The sequence below is a fragment of the Halomonas litopenaei genome (assembly GCF_003045775.1).
GTDB classification, from domain to species: Bacteria; Pseudomonadota; Gammaproteobacteria; order Pseudomonadales; family Halomonadaceae; genus Halomonas; species Halomonas litopenaei.
In genome coordinates this window covers 15,824-34,165 of record NZ_PXNS01000018.1, presented here as the reverse complement: position 1 = coordinate 34,165, position 18,342 = coordinate 15,824, and the positions used below count along the sequence as shown (strand labels likewise).

General features: G+C 65.3%; 17 protein-coding genes. 4 read left to right on the top strand and 13 right to left on the bottom strand.

The window, feature by feature from the left end:
- Positions 1-210: 210 nt before the first annotated feature.
- From C6W88_RS20145 to queC, 4 genes are all read right to left on the bottom strand, one after another.
- Entirely contained in the window at positions 211-516 is a 306-nt protein-coding gene (locus C6W88_RS20145; RefSeq protein ID WP_108133782.1) for a YkgJ family cysteine cluster protein, read from the bottom strand.
- A 111-nt stretch (positions 517-627) separates the two neighbouring features.
- Positions 628-1,473: a 6-carboxytetrahydropterin synthase gene (locus C6W88_RS20140; protein WP_108133781.1), complete on the bottom strand. Its 846-nt coding sequence runs from the start codon at positions 1,471-1,473 to the stop codon at positions 628-630.
- Entirely contained in the window at positions 1,473-2,126 is a 654-nt protein-coding gene (queE, locus tag C6W88_RS20135) for a 7-carboxy-7-deazaguanine synthase (protein WP_108133780.1), read from the bottom strand. Before queE ends, C6W88_RS20140 begins: the two co-directional genes overlap by 1 nt.
- Positions 2,119-2,850, bottom strand: a complete 732-nt coding sequence (gene queC / locus C6W88_RS20130; protein WP_108133779.1) for a 7-cyano-7-deazaguanine synthase QueC — start codon at positions 2,848-2,850, stop codon at positions 2,119-2,121. Before queC ends, queE begins: the two co-directional genes overlap by 8 nt.
- Positions 2,851-3,085: 235 nt before the next feature.
- On the opposite strand from queC, the gene trhP reads away from it, so the two are divergent.
- Both trhP and C6W88_RS20120 read left to right on the top strand, forming a co-directional pair.
- A complete protein-coding gene (gene trhP, locus C6W88_RS20125) occupies positions 3,086-4,402 on the top strand; it encodes a prephenate-dependent tRNA uridine(34) hydroxylase TrhP (RefSeq protein ID WP_108133778.1) in 1,317 nt (438 codons plus the stop codon).
- A gap of 98 nt (positions 4,403-4,500) precedes the next feature.
- Positions 4,501-4,911 carry an SRPBCC family protein gene (locus tag C6W88_RS20120; protein WP_045990888.1) on the top strand — a complete coding sequence of 137 codons (411 nt, stop codon included), beginning with the start codon at positions 4,501-4,503 and terminating at the stop codon, positions 4,909-4,911.
- A gap of 64 nt (positions 4,912-4,975) precedes the next feature.
- On the opposite strand, the gene C6W88_RS20115 is transcribed toward C6W88_RS20120, so the two are convergent.
- From C6W88_RS20115 to C6W88_RS20075, 9 genes are all read right to left on the bottom strand, one after another.
- A complete protein-coding gene (locus C6W88_RS20115; RefSeq protein ID WP_108133777.1) occupies positions 4,976-6,481 on the bottom strand; it encodes a GGDEF domain-containing protein in 1,506 nt (501 codons plus the stop codon).
- Positions 6,482-6,776: 295 nt separating this feature from the next.
- A complete protein-coding gene (locus C6W88_RS20110) occupies positions 6,777-7,013 on the bottom strand; it encodes a DUF2789 domain-containing protein (protein ID WP_045994332.1) in 237 nt (78 codons plus the stop codon).
- A 98-nt stretch (positions 7,014-7,111) separates the two neighbouring features.
- Entirely contained in the window at positions 7,112-8,158 is a 1,047-nt protein-coding gene (locus C6W88_RS20105) for an asparaginase (RefSeq protein WP_108133776.1), read from the bottom strand.
- 43 nt (positions 8,159-8,201) lie between these two features.
- Complete coding sequence (locus tag C6W88_RS20100) at positions 8,202-9,431, bottom strand: MFS transporter (protein WP_231498726.1); 1,230 nt, start codon at positions 9,429-9,431, stop codon at positions 8,202-8,204.
- Positions 9,432-9,513: 82 nt separating this feature from the next.
- Complete coding sequence (locus C6W88_RS20095) at positions 9,514-10,014, bottom strand: hypothetical protein (RefSeq protein WP_045994329.1); 501 nt, start codon at positions 10,012-10,014, stop codon at positions 9,514-9,516.
- Between the two features lie 95 nt (positions 10,015-10,109).
- On the bottom strand, positions 10,110-11,456 hold the full coding sequence (locus tag C6W88_RS20090) for a DEAD/DEAH box helicase (protein WP_108133775.1): 1,347 nt from the start codon (positions 11,454-11,456) through the stop codon (positions 10,110-10,112).
- Between the two features lie 218 nt (positions 11,457-11,674).
- Complete coding sequence (locus C6W88_RS20085; RefSeq protein WP_045994327.1) at positions 11,675-12,256, bottom strand: PqiC family protein; 582 nt, start codon at positions 12,254-12,256, stop codon at positions 11,675-11,677.
- A gap of 82 nt (positions 12,257-12,338) precedes the next feature.
- The gene (gene pqiB / locus C6W88_RS20080) at positions 12,339-14,027 is read right to left on the bottom strand and encodes an intermembrane transport protein PqiB (protein ID WP_108133774.1); all 1,689 of its coding nucleotides are present in this window, start codon (positions 14,025-14,027) and stop codon (positions 12,339-12,341) included.
- The gene (locus C6W88_RS20075) at positions 14,024-15,463 is read right to left on the bottom strand and encodes a PqiA/YebS family transporter subunit (protein WP_375038472.1); all 1,440 of its coding nucleotides are present in this window, start codon (positions 15,461-15,463) and stop codon (positions 14,024-14,026) included. The genes pqiB and C6W88_RS20075 overlap by 4 nt, the downstream gene beginning before the upstream one ends.
- 170 nt (positions 15,464-15,633) lie before the next feature.
- Between C6W88_RS20075 and C6W88_RS20070 the strand changes: the two genes are divergently transcribed.
- Together C6W88_RS20070 and C6W88_RS20065 are read left to right on the top strand one after the other, a co-directional pair.
- Entirely contained in the window at positions 15,634-16,623 is a 990-nt protein-coding gene (locus tag C6W88_RS20070) for a calcium/sodium antiporter (RefSeq protein ID WP_108133773.1), read from the top strand.
- A gap of 306 nt (positions 16,624-16,929) precedes the next feature.
- Positions 16,930-18,339, top strand: coding sequence for a cytochrome ubiquinol oxidase subunit I (locus tag C6W88_RS20065; RefSeq protein WP_108133772.1), 1,410 nt, complete (start codon positions 16,930-16,932; stop codon positions 18,337-18,339).
- Positions 18,340-18,342: the final 3 nt, after the last annotated feature.

The window sequence follows — 18,342 nt, the reverse complement described above, 5'->3', positions numbered from 1 at the left end:
GTTTATACAGCCCGGAGTGTCATAAAGAGTGCCGGGCCACCTTTGGGTGGCCCGGCCTTTTCTTGTTGGTGGATCACTGATGAGGGGGCAGTGGAGAGGGCGTCAGTAGGGAGCGCGGTAATGAGGGTTGCCTGAACATAGACAACCGGTGTAGATGATGTTGAGCGACGGCTACTCGGAGTAAGTCAGCCCGATTCAGGTCAGCCCAACTCAGGTCAGGCGTTCGAGTTCGTCAATATTGGCCAGCGCCTGGTCTCGATGGCTGCCGCAGATATCGGCGTCGTAGTCGAAGCGCTCGCACACCGCCGGACGCTCGGGTCGGCCGAACAGGCGGCACAGGTTGTCGTTGTCGAGCTGCACGCAGCGGATGCCGGCGGGCTTGCCCGCCGGCATGCCGGGAATCGGTGAGCTGATCGATGGCGCAATGCAGCAGGCGCCGCAGCCGGGGCGGCAGCCCTGTTCGCCGGTCGCTGTGTGGGCCTCGTGCGGCGAGGAGGAGGCGATCAGTTCGCTCATGACGTTGGTTGGCTCATTGCATTCTTCAAATGCGCTTGGTTGTCTCGGTGGTCGGTCATTCTTGCTGATCTCGAGATGCTATCGACAAGTTATCGAGAAGTTATCGAGACGTTATCGAGATCGTTCGCCGGGGCTTCTTGCCGTCGCGCCTTTGTCGACGCCTTCATAGGCGCGCACCGCGGTGTCCTCTCCGGTGTCCCGGGCGACGGTCGCCGCCAGCCACTGGGCGATGCGTTCCACCGTGGTGGCGCCGGGCAGGACGTGACAGCGCTCGCGGGGCAGGCGCAGGTGAAACAGGCCCTGGGGCGAGCGGTAGCCGCACTGCAGCATGTCGCCCAGGGGCTGTTCCAGGTCGTGTTCGTCCACCAGGTAGGTATCGTCGAGCCAGCGGGCGTAGCGGCGCTCGAGCTCCGGCTGTCGCACGCCGCGCTGAACGACTTCCAGCCGCGAGCGGTGGCCGTGGGCGATACGCTGGCAGTTGCCGGCGTGGCGGCGAAGGCCGTGGCTGTAAGTGTAGGCGGCGCCATCGATGGACTCATCGGCGAGGCTGAGTTCGATGCTGGATACCCGCTCGGGCGGTTGGCGCATCAACTGGCGTGACAGGTGCTCGGCCATGGCCTCGGGGGTGATTCTGCGCCAGGGTAGCAGGGTAAAGGCTTGGCGGGGCCCGCGCACCTCCATCGCGTAGGGCGTCGTGGTGCGTACGCAGATGCCTACGCGACACTCGCTGACGCTGACGCCGGGAGCTTCGGTAGGCACCAGCAGGGTGTGATCGGCGCCGCCGTCGAGACGTGCCTTGATCCAGGGTTTGACCTCGCCGAAGTCGAACAGCATGCCGTCTTCACCGAGCTCTCCATCGAGTTCGACGTCGACCAGCCAGCTCGCGCCGATCAGTCCACGATCGGGACACCACAGCGATACGTCGAGATGTGTCAGTCGTCGTACAAAGAGTGCCATCAGTCGATCCCCGCGATCTTGTGGGTCTGCAGCGACAGCCGCCAGCGTGGATGCGCCATGCAGTGCTCTACCGTGGCTGAGAGCGGCTCCTTGCGAGCGTCGCTGGCCATCAGCCCGGAGGTGTCCATCGGCTGCAGCAGAAAATGGTCGAAGTCCAGGCCCTCGAAACGCTCAGGCGGGGCGTCGGTCTGGGGATGGACGAGCTTCAGCTCGTCACCGCGGGTCTGCACCAGCGGCGCATTGCCCTTGGGGCTGACACATAGCCAGTCGATACCGTCCGGCGCGGCCAGACTACCGTTGGTCTCCACGCCAATCTCGAAGCCGGCAGCGTGCACCGCGTCGATCAAGGCGGCATCCAGCTGCAGCAGGGGCTCGCCACCGGTGAACACGACGTAGGGCGTGACACCCTCGTGGGGGTGTGGCCACAAGCGGGTGATGTGCTCGGCCAGGGCGTCGGCGGTGGCAAAGCGTCCGCCGTTCTGACCATCGGTGCCGACGAAGTCGGTGTCGCAGAAGCGACACTGGGCGCTGGCGCGGTCCTGCTCGCGACCCGACCAAAGATTGCAACCGGCAAAGCGACAGAAGACGCTGGCGCGGCCGGCCTGTACGCCTTCTCCCTGAAGGGTATAGAAGGCTTCCTTGACGCTATACATCCTGGTGCGCTCCGCCCTGGTCTGCCTGTGCAATCGCCGGCTCCTGCCGGGTATTGGCGGCGTAGGCCAACGGATCTTCGACACCCTGGTCGGCGAAGGCGGCGAGCCGCTCCAGACAGCTGCCGCAGCGGCCACAGGCCAGGCGCCGGCCCTCGTAACAGGTCCAGGTGTCGCGGTAGTTCAGTCCCATGGACAGTCCGTCGGCCAGGATCTCGCTCTTGCTGGACCGTAGATAGGGTGCGTGGATCTCTACCGGCGAGAAATTGGCGATGGCGGCCACCGCATTCATCTGCTCGACAAACTCGGGACGACAATCCGGATAGAGCACGTGGTCACCGCCGTGGGCGCCGTAGTCGACGCGACTGGCGCCGATATTCACCGCCTTGGCGATGGCCAGCGACAGCAGCACCATGTTGCGATTGGGGACCACCGTGGCGGCGAGGTTGTCTTCGGCGTAGTCACCGCCAGGGATCTTGCGATTGGCGTCGGTCAGCGCAGAGTTGTCGATCAAGCCATGGATGGCGGTGATGTCGACGACCTGATGAGGGATCTTCAACTCCTGACAGACATGGCGGGCCACCTCGAGTTCGCGGGCGTGGCGCTGGCCATAGTCGAATGACAGGGCGTGAACTTCGAGGCCTTCGTGCAAGGCGCGATGAAGTACGGTGAAAGAGTCCATGCCACCGGAGTAGATCACCACGGTGGAGCGGGAAGTCGTGCTCATGAAGGGGGTCTCGATTCGGAGAATTTGGGGTGGCGACAAGGATCGCCAGCGGCCGGGGTCCGGTCCGGCGCGACAAGGGTAACGAAAGCCGGACGGCAACACCAGTGCGGCGTTGATGCCGGCGACTTGCTCCTTGTCAACGTGCATTGCTCGCGGTTGTGGCAGGCTGCGCGGTTTACTGCTGTCTGCCCGGCTTAACCCTGGCCAAAGCCCGGCCCACGAGAGAGACGCCTGGATGAATGCCCCTGAACTACTGTCACCGGCCGGCACCTACCGGCATATGCACTTCGCCTTCGCCTATGGCGCCGATGCGGTCTATGCCGGTCAGCCGCGCTACTCACTGCGTGTACGCAACAATGACTTCGGCCTCGACAACCTGACCCGAGGCATCGCTGAGGCCCAGGCGCGTGGCAAGCGCTTCTACGTGGCCTCCAATATCGCTCCGCACAATGCCAAGCTCAGGACCTACCTTAAGGACATGGCACCGATCGTCGAGGCGGGGCCGGATGCGCTGATCATGTCCGACCCTGGCTTGATCATGATGGTGCGAGAGCGTTGGCCTGACCAGGTGATCCATCTGTCGGTGCAGGCCAATGTGGTCAATCACGCGGCGGCTCGCTTCTGGCAGTCCCAGGGTATCTCTCGGGTGATCCTGTCGCGTGAGCTGTCGCTTGAGGAAATCGCCGAGATCCGTGCCGAGTGCCCGACCCTGGAGATCGAGACCTTCGTTCACGGTGCCCTGTGCATCGCCTATTCCGGACGCTGTCTGCTGTCGGGCTACTTCAACCGGCGCGACCCCAATCAGGGCACCTGCACCAACGCCTGTCGCTGGAACTACCGGACCCACCCGGCCGGCACTGACGCCTGTGGCGATCTGATCCCTGCGCAGGACGTGGCACAGGGCCGGGAGGAGAGCTCGGCGCTGATCGAGGACCCACAGCGGCCTGGCGAACTGATGCCGGTGTTCGAGGACGAGCACGGAAGCTACATCATGAATTCAAAGGATCTGCGCGCCGTTCAGCACGTGGCGAGGCTCGCCGAGATGGGGGTCAGTTCGCTGAAGATCGAAGGGCGGACCAAGTCGCCCTACTATGTGGCACGTACCGCCCAGGTCTATCGTCGTGCCATCGATGACGCCGTGGCCGGGAGGCCCTTCGACATGGAGCTGATGGATGAGCTCGAAAACCTGGCCAACCGGGGGTATACCGAAGGCTTCTACCGACGCCACGTCCACGACGAGTACCAGAATTACGAGCGTGGGCACTCGGTGGGAGTCCACCAGCAGTTCGTCGGCCAGGTAGTGACGCAGTCGCGACCAGATTGGCTGGACATCGAGGTCAAGAACCGCTTCGAGGTCGGTGATCGCCTCGAGCTGATGCTGCCCTCCGGCAACCGTCGTTTCACCCTTGAGGCGATGGAGGCGGGCAACGGCAGCGCGCTGAAGGTGGCGCCCGGGGATGGTCACCGGGTAAGGCTCAAGCTGCCGGGGAAGGCGCTGTCGCCTGATGAATTCGAGTTCGCTCTGTTGCTGCGGGACCTGCCGTCAGCCTGATGATAGGCACGGCTTTACAAGGGCCTGGGGAACCGGGATGCTAGGCTCCGTAGCAGCCTTACCTTGGAGCATCCCTCAGGCAAGGAGTCGGTCTGGCCATGCCCACCATCGAACACAGCGCCACGCTTCCCGCGCCTCCCGAGCGCGTCTTCGCCCTGCTCGAAAAGGTCGAGGATTTCGCCGACTATTCGGATCTGATCACCGAGATCGAGCCGCTCGGGGACGATCGCTATCGCTGGCATGTCCACGCGGTCGGCATGGACTGGACCTTCGAGGTGCAGGTAACCGAGAAGTCGCCGCCCAGCCGACTGGCCTGGGAGTCGATCGACGGTGTGCGCAATCAGGGCCGCTATGAACTCGAAGCGGTCGATGAAGGTACCGCGGTCAGCCTGATCGTCGACTACCAGATCCGCAATCGGCTGGTCGCCAAGGCGGTCAATCGCGCGGCTCGCCCGCTGGTTGCCAAGGTCAGCGCCCAGATCCTGGAGCGGGTCGAGGCGCGTCTCTAGCGAGTGCCTTGATGTCCACTGACGTCCACGCCAGGCATAGATCTTGTTCTGATCAAGTGCTGCTTCAGGATGTTTCCCCGGCGCGCTCCTGCAGTTGTTCAGCTTTACTGATGCGGGCACGGCCGGCCTGCTTGGCCTGGTACATTTGCAGGTCCGCCTTTTCCACCAGCGACGCTGCGTCGATGCTGTCCATGCCGGGCTGCCATTGGGCGATGCCGATGGAGGCGCTGACGTAAAGGGGGCGCTGGTCGACCTGGGCCATGGGTTGCTCGGCAAGCCACTGCTGTAGCCGCTGCGCGACCCGCAAAGCTCCTGGCTCCGGCGTGTTCCGCAGGGCGATGACGAACTCCTCTCCGCCGTAGCGGGCCGCCAGGTCCGACTCACGGATGGCGTCACGCAGGGTAGCGGCGACATTGACCAGCACGATGTCGCCGAGTCGGTGGCCGTAGCGGTCGTTGAGCGGCTTGAAGTGATCCAGATCGAGAAACAGCACCGACAGCGGCTTGTCTCGGGCATGGGCGTCCTCGAGCATCTCCTCGAGGCGCCGTTCCAGCGCGGAGCGATTGGCAAGACCGGTGAGGGCATCGGTGCTGGCGCGCACATCCAGCGCCTCGTTGTCGCGTTGGAGCGAAATCAGCTGGTCCTCTCGATGGTGCAACCGCTCGGCCAGGCTCATGGTCAGCCCGTGCAGGCGCTGCTTGCCGGCGACCAGCAGGCGTTCGATATCCTCATCTGCCGACAGCGTGGTGGCGAGAAAATCCGGCAAGGTCTCCAGGCGACTCGCGAGTTCATCGACAAGACGTGCCTGGGCATTGCCGTCCATGTTCATGCGTTGCTGAAAACGATGAAGCACGGCGGGGATGGCGTCGCTGTCGTCGTCCAGACAGCATCCGGCCAGTTCGTCGGCGAGCTCCAGGCAAAGGCCGTCGAGCCATTCGTGGTGACGCTGGCCTTCCGGCTCGAGAGGGCGCTGAAGGAACAGGTTGGTGGGCAGCTGCCAGCGCCGTGCCAGCCAGCTCGACGCCTGGTCGCGGTCGCAGCCAAGATGCCGGTGTTCCAGAGCCAGGCGCTGTTCGCGGGTGGCGGCCTGGGCGGTCAGCTCGAAGTAGTTCGGGTCCAATGCGTACAGCAGCAGTACCCCGACCTCGCGTAGCAGGGCGCGCGTCGACAATTCGCCCGGATGGCGGGGATTTACCACCTTGGCGATGGCCGGAATCAAGTGCGCGGCTGCGAGGGTGCGTCGCCAATAGTCGGCCAGGGGGCCGCGGGTCGCGTCGCGCACCAGGGTGAAACCCAAAAGCGCGGTGAGGGTGCCATCGATACCGAGGCGTGTCACCGCGTGCTCGCAGCAGATGACGGGATCGCAACCGCGGCGATAGTAGGGGCTGTTGGCCAGCCGCAGCAGCTGCAGGCACAGGGCCGGGTCACGGGACAGCAGGGTCGCGAAGTCGGTCAGCGGTGCGTCGTGATTGCTCGCCAGTACCAGCAGCTCGGATACCACGGCAGGCAGAGAGGGAAGACGCGTGGCGGGCTCGAGCCGCGCTTCGATATCAGGGGGAAGACAGGTCACGTCGAAAAGGCCATCGATTGTCGTTGTGCGATTGGTGTCAGGGCCGATCCATCGGCCTGATAGTGGCGCGAGCCGCCGACATCAGCGGCTCGCGCAGCTTGTAAAGGACTTGTCCGAAGAGTCGACGAGCGCAGCTACTTTTCAGACGAGCCCCAGGCTTTATACGAAAAGTCGACGAGCGATGGTTAGACAAGGCAAAAATCGGTGAGAAAGCGCAGTTTACGAGGTGTAAATGAGCGTCTTGACCCGATTTTTAACGCCGTATTACCAAGCGCAGGCACTTTTCGCACAAGCCCTAGGGTTTGCGCAGTGAAGCGTCCAGATGATCGACTACCTCGGCCCAGTCGGCATCGGCCTCGATGGCTTCGCGCAGAAATTCCGACTGTCCTTCATTCCAGCAGGCCGCATCGGGCAGTTCGACCCCCTCCGGAATCGGCGAGTTGCGATCGATGAATCGTTTGATGGCTTCCGGCTCGGAAGCCAGGCCCAGCTGTTCAAACAACTCGCTGAAGGGATGATCCGGGTGTTCCATGAGCAACTCCTTGTCATGACGGGGACTCCCTAACCTTACTCCATCATGGCCCCTTGAGTGTCAATAGAGCATAAAATTGCTCTGTGACCTGCGGGATGTCAACCTCGTTCTCCGACCAGCGGGGTTCGAAACAGCCGACGTTTCTGTTCCAGCGAGAGGGGCAGCGACAGCAGATGCACCAGTTTGGTATAGGCCGACTCAGGGGTCATGTCGTCGCCGGATACCACCTCGGCGTCGGCCAGCATCTTGCCGGCAGCGTAGTGTCCGATGTCGATGGTGCCGTGTGGGCATTGGCTGATCGCGACCAGTAGCTTGCCCTGGCCGCTGGCCTCTGCCAGCACGGCGCCAAGCTCGGTGTCGTCAGGTACATTGCCGCCGCCCCACACCTCGATCAGGGCGCCCTTGACGCGGTCATCACCCAGCCAGGCCGCCAGCTGCCAGGGTTGAATGCCCGGCCACAGGACCACCCGCACCACCTGCTCCCCCAGGCCATGATAGTCGCCGAGCTCGTAGCGGGGTGCGCCGCGCTGCGTAGCCTCGAGGCTGTGCTCGCGATGCAGCCGGAAGTCGTTTCCGTGGCGCTTCCCCAGCAGGTCAAGGTTGGGGCTTTCGAAGGCATCCGGCTCGCGAGTGTGCCACTTGCGAGCCCGGCTGCCCCGCAGCAGCTTGTCGCCAAAGCTCACCGCCACTTCCTGCAATTCAGGCATGGCGGCGTAGCGCAGCGCGCTCTCGAGATTGTACAGGGCGTCACTGTGCTGCTGGGCCAGCGGCGCCATGGAGCCGGTCACCACCACCGGGCGATCGATGCCCTGAAGCTGGTAGGCCAGGCTCGAGGCGGTCCAGGCCAGGGTGTCGGTGCCGTGCAGCACGACCACGCCGCGATGGCGATTGGCCTGCTCGGCGACAAGCGCGGCCAGCCGGGCCCAGTCCTCGGGACGGGCGCCGCTGGAGTCGATGGGTTGCTCGACCTCGATCCAGGTAAAGGGTGGCAGAGCGGTCCGGCGATCGTCGGGTAGTGTGGCCAGGGCGTCGCGCACCCGGGCTTCCATGTCGGGGCCGGGGGCGAGGCCTGAGGGGGTGTCGATCATGCCGATGGTGCCGCCGGCGTAGATCACCAGCACCGGGTCCAGGGGTGAGTGGGTCATGGGTGGGCTTCCTGCACAAGGAGTGAAGACACGAGTGACAGTATCAGCGTGAGCCTCGGCGAGGCGCGCAGCGGGTGATGACGTTATCGTCGGCGTCGAAGCAGAGCTGACGCTGACGACCGGCGAACCAGGCGAAGCTGGCGGCGGCGGCGGCGATCCCCATCAACAGCCAGGCGATGGCGGTGATCGGTGCCTGCAGGTCAAGCATGATGCCGACGCTCAAGGGGCCCAGGGCGGCCAGGGCATAGCCGCCACCCTGGGCCAGTCCGGACAGGCGGCCTGCCAGACGCGAATCTGCGCTGCGCAGCACGATCAGGGTCAGCGCCAGGGAGAAGTTGCCGCCCTGGCCGAGCCCCAGCAGCAGTGCGCCGAGGTAGCGCAGGGAGGTGTCGGCCATCAACAGGATCCACAGGCCGCTGGCGGTGCTGGCGAGGACCAGCAGCAGCGCCGGGCGCTGATCACGACCGAAGCGGGCCAGCCAGGGTGCCAGCAGCGCAGAAATCAGCTGGACCATCACCGACATGCCCATCAACAGGCCGGCCTCTGCCTCGCCGATGCCGCGCTGCATCAACAGCGTCGGCAGCCAGCCGAAGACGATGTAGGCCAGCGACGATTGGGTGCCCATCAATAGCGCCACCTGCCAGGCCAGGGGCTGGCGCAGCAGGCCACGGGTCATGCCGGTGCCGGGGTCACCCGCCATCCGCGGGGTAGCGGCGGTGCGCGGCATGTAAAGCTCCCAGGCGATCAGCGCCGCCATGGCCAGCAGCGACCAGGCCGCCAGACTGCGTGTCCAGCCACCCAGCAGGTCGCTCAGGGGAATCGCCAGACCGGCACCCAGGGCGCCACCCAGACACAGGGCCATGGTGTAGACCCCGGTCATCAGGTCGGCGCCCCGGGGCAGCTCGCGCTTGACCAGCGCCGGTAGCAGGGCGCCCGATACACCGATACCGGCACCCACCAGCAGGGTGCCGGCGTAGAGCGCGAGGGGGCTTCCCTGCCAGCGCAGCAGCAGACCGCTGGTGATGACCACCAGACCCAGCGACAAGGCGCGTTCCGGGCCGTACTGGCGCGACAGGCGGGGCGCCAGCGGAGCGAACAGGCCCAGGCACAATACCGGCAGGGTGGTCAGGGCGCCGATGGCGCTGGGGGACAGGCCGGTATCCTGCTGCACACGGGCGAGCAGCGGGGCAAGCGAAGAGAGTGCCGGTCTCAGGTTGAGGCCGACCAGTACCATCAGCACCAGAAAGCGCCAGGGCAGGGACGAGACCTTCATCGGGGGCTCCAGCGGGTGGACCACCGCAGCGGGGAAGGCGCGCCGCCGGAGGCGCAGGCCCCGCGGACGGCGGCCGATACGGTTATTTCAGGAAGCGACGCAGATCGCCACGCACCTGATCATTGAAGGTCAGGAACTGGCTGTGGCGATCGCCGTCGACGCCATCGATGCGCACGGCCGTGGCCATCCCCTTGTCGACCAGCAGCTGGTCGTAGATCTCCAGGGTGATCTTTTCGACCGGGGTGTCGCCGGGGGCGCACTGGCCATTCTCCAGGCGGAAGGTCTCGAGCAGGCTGGCGCGTACGCGAGTGGCACCGCCTTCGGCCAGCACGCGACGCACGAACATCCAGCCTTCGCAGGTCAGCGCCACGCCGTCATGGTCGCGCAGGTAGAGGGTGCGATAGCAGGCCCCCTGCTCGGCGCCTTTCTCTGCCATGCTGCGGTAGGCCTCGGTCATGCGAGCGGCACTGACCCGCGCCTCGTCGATCTTGGTCTGGGCGCCGCGATGCTCGTTGTCGAGTTGCGCCTGCTTCTGGAAGGCCCGGAAGCGGCGATATTCCTTGATCAGTTCTGGAGATGCCATATCGCTGTCCTGCTGAGATGGAAGGGGGCGGCAAGCCGCCCCCCGGATTGCTCTTGTCCAGCCGCTCGGGGCTATGCCTGAGGCGATGCTCGAGCTTATGCCTGTCCCTGGCGGTTGCCCTGGCCGGAGCGCCTGCGCCTGCGACGTGCAGGCTGCTCGCCATTGCCGTTGCGGGCATTGTCGCCGCCACCGCCACCGTCACCACGTCGTCCGTTGCCGCGCTGGGAGCTATTGTTGCCACCCTGGCTGCGGCGCTGACCGCCACCGCGCTTGTTGCGGCCGTTCTCGATGGGCTCCGGCTTGGCGTTGGGGTCGGGCTCGAAGCCCGGTTCGATGCGCTTCTCGAGGTCACGCTTGATCATGCGCTCGATGTTCTTCAAAAGGCCATGCTCATCGACGCACACCAGCGAGATGGCCTGGCCTTCGTTGCCGGCACGGCCGGTACGACCGATGCGGTGGACGTAGTCCTCGGCGACGTTGGGCAGCTCGAAGTTGACCACGTGGGGCAGTTCGTCGATGTCGAGACCACGGGCGGCGATGTCGGTGGCCACCAGAACCTGCAGCTCGCCGGCCTTGAACGCCGCCAGGGCGCGGGTACGGGCTGACTGGCTCTTGTTGCCGTGGATCGCCATGGCAGAGATGTCGCGCTTGTCGAGGTGCTCGGCCAGGCGGTTGGCGCCGTGCTTGGTGCGAGTGAACACCAGCACCTGGAACCAGCGTTGGCTAGTGATCAGGTGTGACAGCAGCTCGCGCTTGCGTTCCCGGTCCACTCGGTAGACGGCCTGGTCGACGGTCTCGGCGGTGGTATTGCGGCGTGCGACCTCGATCATCTCCGGGCGGTCGAGCAGCTTGTCGGCCAGCGCCTGGATCTCGCTGGAGAAGGTCGCCGAGAACAGCAGGTTCTGACGCTTCTCGGGCAACAGCTTCAGCACACGGCGGATGTCGTGGATAAAGCCCATGTCGAGCATGCGGTCGGCTTCGTCGAGCACCAGGATCTCGACGCTCGACAGATCCACGTGCCCCTGCTGGTGCAGGTCGAGCAGGCGGCCAGGCGTTGCCACCAGCACATCGAGACCGGGCCGCAGGGCGTCGATCTGGGGTTGCTGGCCGACGCCACCGAAGATCACGTGGTGACGCAGTGACAGGTGCTGACCGTAGTCGCGCACGCTCTCGCCGACCTGGGCGGCGAGTTCACGGGTGGGCGTGAGCACCAGGGCACGGACCTGGCGCTTGGAGGGGCGAGGGCCATCGGCCAGGCGCTGCAGCATCGGCAGGGTAAAGCCCGCTGTCTTGCCGGTGCCGGTCTGGGCACTGGCCAGCAGGTCACCACCCTTGAGTACCGCGGGGATGGCCTGACGCTGAATCGGAGTCGGGGTGTCATAGCCTTGCGCCGTGACGGCGCGAAGCAATTCGGCACGCAGGCCGAGATCGGAAAAACTCATGCAAACTCCAGCACGCACGCACTCGCTGGACGCCACCGTTCTGATGGCGTCGGTCCCGGACAAGGCGTGGGGAAAAATTCGGTGACCGCTCTAGCGGGGGACCCCCGTCACCGTTGCGGGCATGATGCCAGATTTGCCGGCCCGGCGCATCGGCGGGGGTGAAAAGAAGTCGGGCCGGCAGAACCTTGAAGAGGGGCGGGAGGGCGTTGTCGAGACGCTCAGGGAGCGACGCGGACCCGGGCGGCGATATCATCGGCCACCTGATCCCAGGTGCGCCCCAGCGCCCGTACCAGTGCCGAATAGCCGTCGCTGTCCAGCGACTCGGTGGCCTCGAAGCTGTCGCTGTCCACCACCTTGCGCTGGCCGTCACGCAACAGCCACTGACCAGAAGCCACGGCGTAGCCGTCGTAGTGGCCCTGGAAGCGGTCGACGCTCAATTCCAGCGTCAGGGCGTTGCCACTGTCGCCGGACAGCAGCACCCGGCGTCCAGGCAGCCTGGCCTCCAGGCGGTCGCGCAGGCCGCGTTCGAGTTGCTGTGCCAGCGGTGCCGCCCATTGGTGGGACTTGGCCTCGTTCAGCGAGATGTCGTCGAGTTGAAGGACAATGCCTTCGGCCTCGAGGTAGTTGGCGAGCCTGGGTGTGGACACCAGCAACGGCGTTTCGTCGGCGCTGGGGACCCGGGCATCGCTGCTGCCTGCATCCGAGGGCAGCACGTAGTGGTTCATGGGGGCGGTGCCGCTGGCGCAGCCGCCCAGCCACAGCGCCAGCAGGGGAACACACAGGCGATGTATCGGCCTCATGGAGAACTCCTTTCCGGTGAGGTCAGTGTTGTCGATGCTTCCGTCTATCCCGCCCGAGTCCGCTGACTCGGGCGGGAGGCGATCAGCGCGGTGCCCGCGGGATCGGGTCCTCGGTCTGGATGCTGTCGAACAGCAGCGCGCGGGGATCGTCGCTGATCTTGCGAGCGGCCGGCTGCAGGTCACGCACCAGACGTTCGACCTCGTTGAGGGTGCGGGTCAGGTCCTGGTAGACGCTGGATTCCGGCGACAGCCCGTCGAGGGTGCGGCGCAGCTCGACCAGGGTCTGGTTGAGGTTGCCGGGCAAGCCCTGGGTCTCGGGGTTGTCGAGCAGGCTGTTCATGCTCTGCACCAGTGAGCGGGCCTGGGTCAGCATCGCCTCTGAGACCTGAAGGTTGCGGTCGAGTCCCGACAGGATAGGCTCGATTTCGAGGCGGTTGAGCTTGTCGAGCAGGGCGGTGACCTGGGCCTGGATCTGGGCAAGGCCAGCCGAGGCGGTGGGGAACACCGGGCGGTCGGCGAAGGTCTCGGCCAGATACTGGCCCTGCAGCTCTTCGTCGATCTTGAGGTCGACGAACAGCGCCCCGGTCAACAGGCTGCCGCTCTTGAGGGTCGCGCGCAGGCCACGCTCGAACAGCCGGTCGAAGCGCTCACGCCACTCCTGCAGATCCAGCTCGTTGGCGCCGATGCCCAGACGCTGGGGTTCGATGCGGATCAGCACCGGGATGGCCAGCTTGTCGCGGTTTTCCGGCTGGGGCGAGGTGAAGTTCCAGGGGACGGCTGCCACGGTACCGATGCGCACGCCACGGAATTCCACCGGGGCTCCGCGGGACAGGCCGCGTACCGTATCTTCGTTGAGCAGCACGTACTCGAGATAGCGATTGAAGGTACCCTGGCGGGCGGCCTCCTCATCGGCATAGAGTTCGTAGGAGGCGTCCTCTTCCGCCTCCTTGCCGGCGGGAACATCGTCGGGCACGCCAAAGGTGACGCCGCCGCCGAGCAGCGCTTCCAGCGACTCGACCTGCACCTGAAAACCGTCGGAACCGAAGCGCACGTCGATGCCGCTGGTAGCCCAGAAACGGGTGTTCTCGGTGACCAGGGTGTCGTAGGGGCTCTCGATGAAGATGCGGTGGTGCATGCTCTGGGTGGAGACATCGAAGTCGGCCTCCTCGACGCGTCCGACGCTGACCCCCTGGAAGGTGACGGCGTCGCCGACGCTGAGCGAGTTGCCGACCTGGCTGACCAGGTTGAGACGCAGCCCCTGGGCACCCGGCGGCGCCACCGGAGGCTGGTCGCTGACGTCGAATTCGCGGGCATCCACCTCGCTCTGACCCGGCTCGAGCTGGATATAGGCACCGGAGAGAACGGTGCCGAGTCCGCTGATACCCTCGCGCCCGATGCGCGGCTTGACCACCCAGAAATGGGTGTCCTCGACCAGCATCTTCTCGGCCTGGGGTTCCATCTGAGCGGTGATCTCGACGCCGGAGAGATCGTCGCTGAGTGCTACCGAGGTGACCTTGCCGACCTCCACGTTACGGGTCTTGATCAACGTCTTGCCGGCCTCGATGCCGTCGGCGGACGGCAGATGCAGCGCGATCTGGGGGCCGCGGCTGGCATAGTTGTCGTAGACCAGCCAGGCGCCGATCAGCAGTGCCACAAAGGGCACGATCCACACCGGCGACAGCCGTTTCTGCTGGGTCGGCGCGGCGCGGTGCATGTCCTTGCTGGACGGCGCTGGCGGGTTGTCGGGGTGGCGCTTATCGGCGTCACTCATGGTGTGCTTCCTTGTTCATCCGGCGCAGTGCGATGGGGTGAAGGGGCGGCGTCGGACGCCAGGCCCGAGTGGTCGCCGTGCAACCCGTCATCATCCGGGGAGTCCATCGGGTTGCAGGGATCCTCGCTGCCGTCCCACAGCAGGCGAGGCTCAAAACTCATGGCCGCCAGCATGGTGATGATCACCACGCCACCGAAGGCCAGCGCAGCGGGGCCAGGATCGATCGACATCAGCGCACCGGCGCGGATCAGGGCCACCAGGATGGCTACCACGAAGACGTCGACCATCGACCAGCGTCCGATCAGCTCGGTCAATCGGTAGAGCCGCGCTCGCACCACCGAGCGCATGCCCGGTGCCCGCGGCGCCACCAGGCACAGCCAGACCAGTGCCAGCAGCTTGCCGATGGGCACGATGACGCTGGCCACGAAGATCACCAGCGCCACCGGCCAGGAACCGTGGCTGACCAGGTAGATGACACCGCCGATGATGGTCTGCGGGTCCGAGCTGCCGAGGCTGGTGGTGTACATGATGGGATAGACATTGGCGGGGATATAGAGCACTGCGGCGGTGAACAGCAGCGCCCAGGTGGTCTGCAGGCTGCGCGGCCGGCGGGCGTGCAGCTTCTCGCTGCAGCGCACGCAACGGCCATGGCCCTCGCTGTCCAGGCAGTTGATCAGCCCGCAGGTGGGGCAGCCGGTGAGCCCCTGGGAAGCCGCGGTCTCGCCGGTGCGCGTGCCCTCCGGTGCCAGAGGCTCGCCGCTGAGCGAGAACCACAGCCAGTCCTTGTCCAGTGACAGGGTCGTCGCCAGCAGCAGGATGGCGTAGGCGATAAAGGCCCAGAACGACGGTCCGAGGGAAATTTCGGCAAGTCCTGCCACCTTGATCAGCGCCACCATGGTGCCGACGATAAAGACGTCGGCCATCAGCCATGGCGCGATGTGGGAAAGTCCACGGGCCAGGGTGCGGCTATAGGGCAGACGGCGGGGCAGCATCAGGCTGATCTGCAGCCACACCACCGTCAGCAGATAGATCGCCGGCAACACGATGATCGACATCAGCACCACCATGGCGACGATGGGCTGGTGGTGCTCGAGCATCTGGGTGGCGGTCTGGGCCACTTCTATTTCGTTGCCGACGCCACGCGTACTGAAGCCGATAAACGGAAAGGACAGGGCCAGCGCCAATGCCACCAGCGATGCCAGCGACAGCGCCAGGCTGCGCTGGGCGGGGAAGGCATGACGCTTGACCAGGTCGTGACCACAGCGGACACAGTCCGCTTCTTCACCGGGACGCAGCGGCGGCAGCGCCATGATCCAGTCGCACTCGTGACAGGCACGCAGGCGCCGGCGCGACCTGATGCGCACCTCGGGGGGAGGATGCTGGGTGACGGAGGCGTTGCGGATCCGTTCCAGGGGGCCACGTACGGGGGTCGTCACAGTGGTAGGGGGACTCCGGTCTTGAAAGAGGGTTCTGTTCGTCTGCATTTCGTCGCGAATCAGACGCTGATGGCTTAACAAGCTGATCCTGCGAATTAAATAGTGTGGCACGTTGACGTGGGTGACACCATAGACAAAGATGCGACCGATATCATGGGTGAGGAGTTGACATGTTGCTTCCCGTTTTGGCGGTTCTGGGTGGCCTGGTGGTGCTGGTGTGGAGCGCCGAACGCTTTGTCGAGGGCGCCGCGGCCACCGCTGCGCGGCTGGGACTGTCGCCCTTGCTGGTGGGCATGCTGGTGATCGGCTTCGGCACCTCGGCACCGGAATTGACGGTGTCGGCGCTGTCTGCGGCACAGGGCAACCCGGGGCTGGCACTCGGTAACGCCTATGGCTCGAATATCGCCAACATCGGCCTGATCCTGGGGCTGGTGGCGCTGATCTCCCCGCTGGCGGTGCATTCATCGGTGATTCGGCGCGAATTGCCGGTGCTCGGTGCCGCCACCCTGGTGTCGGCGTTGATGATGTGGGGCGGGCTTATCTCCCGGCTGGAGGGCGCGCTGCTGCTGCTGGCGCTGCTGGTGTTCATGGTCGCAAGCGTGATCCAGAGCCGGCGCGAGGAAGCCGCCGCCAGGGCGGACGCCCTGGCCACCGATACCGTGCAGGAACTCGATGCTCATCCCATGTCGCTGGGCAAGGGCATCTTCCTTACCGTGCTGGGCCTGGCCCTGCTGGTCGTCAGTTCCCGGCTGCTGGTGTGGGGCGCGGTGGATATCGCCCAGGGTCTCGGGGTGTCCGACGTCATCATCGGGCTGACCGTGGTCGCCATCGGCACATCGCTGCCGGAACTGGCCTCGTCCATCAGTGCCCTGCGTCGCAAGGAGCATGATCTGGTGCTGGGCAACGTGGTCGGCTCCAACCTGTTCAACACCCTGGGGGTGGTGGGGCTGGCCGCCGTCATCGCGCCGATCGAGGCCGGGCGTGAGGTGCTGATGCGAGACTGGTCGTTGATGACCGCCATGACCCTGATGATGGCGGTGTTCGCGTTGGGCTGGAAGGGCCGGGCGGGGCGCATCAATCGGTTCGAGGGTGGCGTCCTGGTTGCCGTCTACCTGGCCTACACCGCCTATCTGGTATCGCTGGTGCTGGGGCAGTCCTGACCTGACACCTGGCTACGTTCCCTTGTCACGGCAAAGGCAAGGGAGGTGGGCTGACAAGCGGGTAGGTGATCGGCCATGGGTGCGTGCGACAATTGGCCATGGGACAGAGGCCTGCGGGACCTCTATGCTGAGGGCAAGCGGGATCGAAGATGCATGATTGTGCATAGATAGATTGCCAGGCTAGCCGAGCAAGGCTGCGCTCTATCGACTCGATTCCGCTCGGGTTCGATGCTGTCCTGCCAGGGTCGGGTTGTGTTCCCGAGGCAGGGCGGTGCCGTCGGTCATCCCTGCCTCGAGGAGTCGCTCATGGAACTGGATCCCGTGCTTCTGTCACGTATACAGTTCGCCTTCGTCGTATCCTTCCACGCCATCTTCCCCGTCTTTACCATAGGGCTGGCGTCCTATGTCGCTGTCCTGCATGGACTCTTCTACAAGACCGGCAATCCCGCCTGGGATCGACTGGCCGCCTTCTGGGTCAAGGTCTTCGCCGTGGTCTTCGGCATGGGCGTGGTCTCCGGGATCGTCATGGCCTTCCAGTTCGGAACCAACTGGAGCAACTTCAGTCAGGCGACGTCCAATTTCCTCGGCCCCATGCTGAGCTATGAAGTGGTCACCGCCTTCTTCCTGGAAGCCGGCTTCCTCGGGGTGTTGCTGTTTGGACGTGGCAAGGTGGCCGAGGGGGTTCACCTGTTCGCCGCCATCATGGTCGCGGTGGGCACCTTCATCTCGGCCTTCTGGATCCTGTCCACCAATAGCTGGATGCAGACCCCCGCCGGGGTGGAAATGATCGACGGCCACTTCAGCGTCACCAGTTGGGGCGAGGCCATGTTCAATGCCTCCTTCCCTTATCGCTTTGCCCACATGGCGCTGGCTTCCTTCCTGACCGGCGGCTTCGTGGTGGCCGGCGTCAGCGCCTGGTATCTGCTGATCGGCCGCGACGTCGAGGCCAACCGCAAGGCCCTGTCCATGTGCATGTGGCTGTTGCTGGTGCTGGCGCCGGTACAGGCGGTGGTTGGCGACGCCCATGGTCTCAATACGCTTGAGCATCAGCCGACCAAGGTGGCGGCGATGGAGGCCAACTGGGAGACCCAGTCCGGGGTGCCCCTGCTGCTGTTCGCCTGGCCGGACAAGGAGGCCCAGGAAAATCACTTCGAGATCGGCATTCCGCGCCTGGCCAGCCTGATCCTGACCCATGACCTGGACGGCGAGGTACCCGGGCTCAAGGAGGTCCCGGTAGAGGAGCAACCACCGGTGTGGTTCGTGTTCTGGTCATTCCGCGCCATGGTCGGCATGGGCATGCTGATGATCGCGGTGGCCTTCACCGGCCTGTGGTTGCGCCGTGGCGGTCGTCTGTACAAGAGTCGCCCCTTCCTGCAGACGCTGAGGCTGATGAGTGTGGCGCCCTTTATCGCGGTGCTGGGCGGCTGGTTCGTCACCGAAGCGGGCCGCGCGCCCTGGCTGGTGTACGGCATGATGACCCAGGCCGAGGGGGTGACGCCGTCGCTCAGTGGCTGGATGGTGCTCGCCACCCTGATCGGCTACGTGCTGGTCTACGCGGTGGTGTTCCTGACCGGGGGCTACTACCTCACACGGGTGGTGCGCCAGGGCATGCTGGCCGAGGAGCCCCACGACGACGAGGTCGAGACGGCCAAGCGACCGCTGTCCGCCGCCCACGCCACCCTCGAGGCCGACGCCGGCCGCCAGTTCGGGAGCTGATGA

Coding starts and splice junctions, on each gene's coding strand:
- C6W88_RS20145 (WP_108133782.1), bottom strand. CDS start 516: ATGAGCGAACTGATCGCCTCCTCCTCGCCGCACGAGGCCCACACAGCG.
- C6W88_RS20140 (WP_108133781.1), bottom strand. CDS start 1,473: ATGGCACTCTTTGTACGACGACTGACACATCTCGACGTATCGCTGTGG.
- queE (WP_108133780.1), bottom strand. CDS start 2,126: ATGTATAGCGTCAAGGAAGCCTTCTATACCCTTCAGGGAGAAGGCGTA.
- queC (WP_108133779.1), bottom strand. CDS start 2,850: ATGAGCACGACTTCCCGCTCCACCGTGGTGATCTACTCCGGTGGCATG.
- trhP (WP_108133778.1), top strand. CDS start 3,086: ATGAATGCCCCTGAACTACTGTCACCGGCCGGCACCTACCGGCATATG.
- C6W88_RS20120 (WP_045990888.1), top strand. CDS start 4,501: ATGCCCACCATCGAACACAGCGCCACGCTTCCCGCGCCTCCCGAGCGC.
- C6W88_RS20110 (WP_045994332.1), bottom strand. CDS start 7,013: ATGGAACACCCGGATCATCCCTTCAGCGAGTTGTTTGAACAGCTGGGC.
- C6W88_RS20105 (WP_108133776.1), bottom strand. CDS start 8,158: ATGACCCACTCACCCCTGGACCCGGTGCTGGTGATCTACGCCGGCGGC.
- C6W88_RS20100 (WP_231498726.1), bottom strand. CDS start 9,431: ATGAAGGTCTCGTCCCTGCCCTGGCGCTTTCTGGTGCTGATGGTACTG.
- C6W88_RS20095 (WP_045994329.1), bottom strand. CDS start 10,014: ATGGCATCTCCAGAACTGATCAAGGAATATCGCCGCTTCCGGGCCTTC.
- C6W88_RS20090 (WP_108133775.1), bottom strand. CDS start 11,456: ATGAGTTTTTCCGATCTCGGCCTGCGTGCCGAATTGCTTCGCGCCGTC.
- C6W88_RS20085 (WP_045994327.1), bottom strand. CDS start 12,256: ATGAGGCCGATACATCGCCTGTGTGTTCCCCTGCTGGCGCTGTGGCTG.
- pqiB (WP_108133774.1), bottom strand. CDS start 14,027: ATGAGTGACGCCGATAAGCGCCACCCCGACAACCCGCCAGCGCCGTCC.
- C6W88_RS20070 (WP_108133773.1), top strand. CDS start 15,634: ATGTTGCTTCCCGTTTTGGCGGTTCTGGGTGGCCTGGTGGTGCTGGTG.
- C6W88_RS20065 (WP_108133772.1), top strand. CDS start 16,930: ATGGAACTGGATCCCGTGCTTCTGTCACGTATACAGTTCGCCTTCGTC.